The 899-nt window shown below is 77.5% G+C and carries 1 protein-coding gene; it reads right to left on the bottom strand.

Going from position 1 to position 899, the window contains the following annotated elements; genetic code table 11:
• The coding region (locus BG452_RS35735) for a lantibiotic dehydratase (protein ID WP_188308498.1) at window positions 1–899 on the bottom strand (899 nt) is incomplete at both ends.

Here is an 899-nt window from a genome sequence, read left to right as displayed (position 1 = left end):
TCCGCTCCAGCAGCTCGCGCAGGGCCAGCTCCGGGCGCGGCTGCACCGGGAGTTCGAGGTCCCAGGCGATCAGCCCGGTGGCGCAGAGCGACTCCAGCAGGGCGAAGGCCTCCGCCTCGGCCAGGCCGAGGTCGGCGGCCACCTGGACGGCGGTGCGGGAGCCGTCGCACAGCGCGAGGACGGCGCGCAGCACGGCGGCCTTGGCCGGCGGCAGGTCGACGGTGCGGCCCGGCAGGCGCAGGGTGGCGCCCTCCAGGGCGGCGGAGGGCAGCCGGCGGGGCGGGAACCAGCGGCGCAGTGCGGGGCCGGTGCCCAGGGAGCGCACCAGGGCGTCCAGGCACCACTGCTCGAAGTAGACCTCGCGGCGGGCGACCAGGCCCTCGCCGGGGGTGACGGCCAGGGCCGGCCCGGCGGGGACGGCCTCGGCCCAGCCGACCGGTCCGAAGAAGCCGATGGAGTCGTTCTTGACGGTGTAGCGCTGGAGGTAGCCAGCGACCAGCGCCTCGTGCTCGCGCCGGCGGGAGTTGCGCCGCCCGTCGCCGCCGACCTTGCGCACGCCGTCGGCGTAGGCCTTGCGGTTCTGCCAGATCACGGCCTCGCGGAAGCGCGGGTCGGCGGCGGTGCGGTCGAGCACGGCGGAGAGCTGGGCGAGGTCCTCGGCGAAGACCTTCTCCAGGTCGCGCTCGGCGCCGGCCACCCGCTCCTCGGCCTCGACCAGCGCGGCCACCGCGGGCAGTCCGGCGAATTCGGGCCCCGGTAGGCCGCCCTTGTTGAGGCGGCTGATCGCCTTCAGCAGCGGGCGGCGCAGGGCGGTGTCGTCCCACTGGCCGGCGGCGCGCAGGTCGTCCAGCGCGGTCCGCAGGGCGTCGAGCGCGCCGGCCCGGGCGTCGGCGGCGCGG

The sequence above is a fragment of the Streptomyces sp. CBMA123 genome (assembly GCF_014596465.1).
In the GTDB taxonomy this organism is placed as follows: Bacteria; Actinomycetota; Actinomycetes; order Streptomycetales; family Streptomycetaceae; genus Kitasatospora.
This window is presented reverse-complemented; position numbering and strand designations above follow the sequence as displayed.